Here is a 3,658-nt window from a genome sequence, read left to right as displayed (position 1 = left end):
CCCGGTCGGCCTCGGCGATCACGCGTCGCCCAGTCCGCCGGCGCGCTGCCCGGACGACCGCGGCCTGGGCGGCCTCGCGGGCCACCGCGAGGATCGCGTCGTTCCGCGCGGCGGAGCCCTGACCCGTGCCGAGCTGCCGGCCGAGCGGCCGCAGCACCTCCGGCGCGTTGCGCAGTGAGCCGTCGGCGTTCCAGTTGCCGGACGCCAGCGCCGCGCGCAGCTCCGGCCGCTGGTCGGCCACGGCCGCCAGCCCGGACCGGCCGTGGTCGGTCCGCAGTCCCCAGCCGAACGGGTACAGCGGTCGGTAGTCCCGGTCGCCGACGTTGATCGGCACCTGGGCCTGGCTGCGCGGCCAGGTCACCGGGAGGCGGCCGGTGAAGGGCCGCCGGCCGAAGAGGACGTCGGCGACACCGGCGCCCTCGCTGCCGGGCAGCCACGACGCCACCAGGGCGTCGATCCTGCCGAGCTGGTCCGTCACGATCTGCGGCCGTCCGGAGACCACGAGGACGACGCACGTCTCGATCTCGGCGCAGACCTTGTCGATCACGGCCTGGTCGGCGGGCTGCAGGCGCAGCGACTTCTCCTCCTGCTGGGGCGTCGAGCACCAGCCGCACTCCGGGCCGCCGACGTCGCCGTACCCCTCGGCGTAGGGCGTCTCGCCGACCACCACCACGCCGACGTCGCGCCGGCGGTGGGCGCCGAGGCGTCCGCGCTGTAGGTGACCTGGGCCTGCGGCGCCACCTGCCGGATGCCCTCCAGGATCGTGGTGCCGGGGATGAGGTCGCCCGACTGGCCCTGCCAGGTGATCGTCCAGCCGCCGGCCTGGTTGCCGATGTCGTCGGCGTTGCGACCGGCGACGTACAGGTTGGCGTTGCGGCGCAGCGGCAGCGCCCGCTCGGCGTTCTTCAGCAGCACCTGCGACTTCGCCACCGCGTCCCGGGCGATCGCCCGGTGCTTCGCGCTGCCGACCTGGTCGACGTTCGCCGCCGAGGCGTACGGCTGCTCGAAGAGCCCGAGCTCGAACTTCTTGCGCAGGATGCGCCGCACGGCGTCGTCGAGGCGGGCCCGGCTGACCCGGCCGGCGGTCACCTCGGCCAGGAGCAGCTCCTCGAACTGCGGGGCGGTGTTCGGTTCCATGAACATGTCGGTGCCGGCGTTCACGCCGACCCGGACCTTGTACGCGGTCAGGCCGGTGTTGGTCGGCTCGGCCGGGTCGGGGATCTGGTGGATGCCCTCCCAGTCGGAGATCAGGAACCCGTCGAAGCCCATCCGGCCCTTCAGGACGTCGGTGAGCAGCTCTCGGTTGGCGTGCATCTTGGTCGGGTTGCCGAGCCCGTCCTCGGTCCAGTCCACGCTGGAGAAGGAGGGCATCACGCTGCCGACGTCGTGTCGCCAGAGGGCGGGACCGTAGGGCGAGAGGTCGGTCCGGGCGAAGTGGGCCCGGTCGGTCACCGTCACGCCCTGGTCGATGGGGTACCGCTGCTCCCACCACGGCTTGCCCTCGTTGGCGGCCGCGGTGGCCTCGTCGTAGTCGGTGTCGCCGTCGCCGGCGTAGTGCTTGGCGGTGGCCAGCACCCGGTCGGCGTCGTCGAGCTGGCCGGCGCGGCGGCCCTGCAGGCCGTCGATGACGGTCTCCATCGGGATGACCAGCGCGGGGTCCTCGCCGAAGCTCTCGTAGCTGCGCCCCCAGCGCTCGTCGCGGGAGACGCACACGCACGGCGCGAAGTTCCACGGGATGCCGGTCGCGCGCACCTCGGTCGCGGTGGCGTGCCCGATCCGCTCGACCAGGGCGGGGTCGCGGGTGGCCCCGAGGCCGACGTTGTGCGGGAAGACGGTGGCCCCGTACACGTTGCCGTGCCCGTGCACGGCGTCGATGCCGTAGATCATCGGGATCTGCAGTCGGGTGCTCAGCGCCTGGGCCTGGAACTCGTTGACCATGTCGACCCAGGCGGCCGGCGTGTTGGTGGCGGGCGTCGAGCCCCCGCCGGAGAGCACGGAGCCGAGCCGCCACTGCGCGACCAGCGTGGGATCGGCCGCGACGGCGGCCCGCTCGGCCTGGGTCATCTGGCCGATCTTCTCCTCGACCGTCATTCGGCCGAGCAGGTCGGCGACGCGCCGGTCGACCGGCAGTCTCCGGTCGAGGTATGGCAGGCCGTGCGCGTTGACCACCAGGACCGGCTGGCCGCCGACGGTGGCGCCGGTGGAGCCCGTGGCGAGCGTCAGGGGGATGGTCTCGGCCGTTTCGGCCGTCCGGTCGGTGTGGACGGTGACGGTGATCGGTCGGGCGGTGCCGGACCGGCTGCCGGCCGGAAAGGTCAGTGCGCCGGCGACCGGGGCGTAGTCGGCGCCGGCGGTGGCGGTGCCGCTGCCCGTGGTGTAGCGGACGGTCGTCGGGGCCGCCAACGGGCGTCCGTCCGAGGTGGTCACCGAGACGGTGACCTCCGCCCGGCCACCCTCGCCGACGGTCTGGACCGACCGGTCCGCGGCGACGGTGACGGTCTGGGTGCTCGCGGCCGAAGCGGATGACGCCGGCAGCAGCGATGCGGCCAGGACGACGGTTCCGACGAGTGCGACGCGGCTGCGCCAGCATGAACTCATGTGGTGCCTCCCTACGGGAGTCGGCCGCCCGCACCCTCTCGGTGCGGCACCGCCCTCGTCCCGGTAAGGAATCCTTCCCAATCCCATCAGGGCGCGTCAATATTACGGCGCAATAAAAGTCGGGCGCGGTGAACGTGGCCGACCCGCGCGCGGCGTTGGGGCCGGTGAAAAAACCTGGCAGAGCTGGTGTGCGGAGCGGTATGCTCCCTCGCGATGATGACCCTCTGTGGCAGATTGGGGGTTCCGTCCGCGCAAGGTGAGTGCTGATGCACCCCCGGGCCGCGGACGCGGATTCTCGCCTTTCCCTGTGGCGGCGCGTGCGCGAGTTCGCCGTGCCGCCGTCCATGATCGAGACTGCGACCGCCCGTCGCCGCGTCGGCGACTGGGCCGGGGCGTGCGCCGCCGCGCGCGTCGACGTCGACCCGAGCCTGCGCGCGGTGGCCCGCACCCACGGTCGGGAACTCGCGGCCCGGTCCGGGCGACCTTCGGGAGCTGGCGCCCGACCTGTTGCGCTGGCACCTGCCGAGGATCGCCCCTGACGGGCTGCTACGTCCCGGCCTGACCATCGCGCTCGCTCGGTACGACGAGGCCGGACGCGACGGCGCCGCCGTGCACCTGGTGGCCCGCACGCCACCGGCCTGGGCGGACGCCGGTCAGCGCTTCAGCCTGGCGCTCTGGGACGGCCACGGGGACGGCCGGCACCCCCATCCACACCCCGACCGTCGGTTCCGTCTCGACCTGCACCGGCACCTCTGGGACGCGCGTCGGGCCGACGAGCTGAGGACGCGGTCGGGAGCGGACCGGTTGCCCGCCGACCGCCACCGCACAGTGGACGGCGAATGGTCGCAGGCGGCGCCGCCAGGGCTCGACTGCGCGGTGGACAGGTGGGCGGCCGAGGCCGCGATCCTGCTCCGCGCCGAGGGCCGGACCGGCGGTGCCGTCGCCGTACGACTCGGCCGGCGGCGGCTCGTCCTGGAGGTGGCTCCGGACGGGGGCATCCTCCGGTCGCCCGCGCTGATCGCCCGGCGGAGGGCCGAGGAACTGCCGGTGCTCCCGGACG

At 73.9% G+C, this 3,658-nt stretch carries 2 pseudogenes; one reads left to right on the top strand and one right to left on the bottom strand.

Going from position 1 to position 3,658, the window contains the following annotated elements:
- Positions 1 to 2,598: pseudogene (locus JNW89_RS37885) on the bottom strand (glycoside hydrolase family 3 N-terminal domain-containing protein); the annotation flags it as partial.
- Positions 2,599 to 2,864: 266 nt separating this feature from the next.
- Here JNW89_RS37885 and JNW89_RS30810 point away from each other — a divergent pair.
- Positions 2,865 to 3,658 (top strand): annotated as a pseudogene (locus JNW89_RS30810) (hypothetical protein); the annotation flags it as partial.

Source organism: Micromonospora sp. 4G55 (assembly GCF_016803375.1).
The sequence above is the reverse complement of the archived record's forward strand: the minus strand, read 5'-3'. Positions and strand labels throughout refer to the sequence as shown.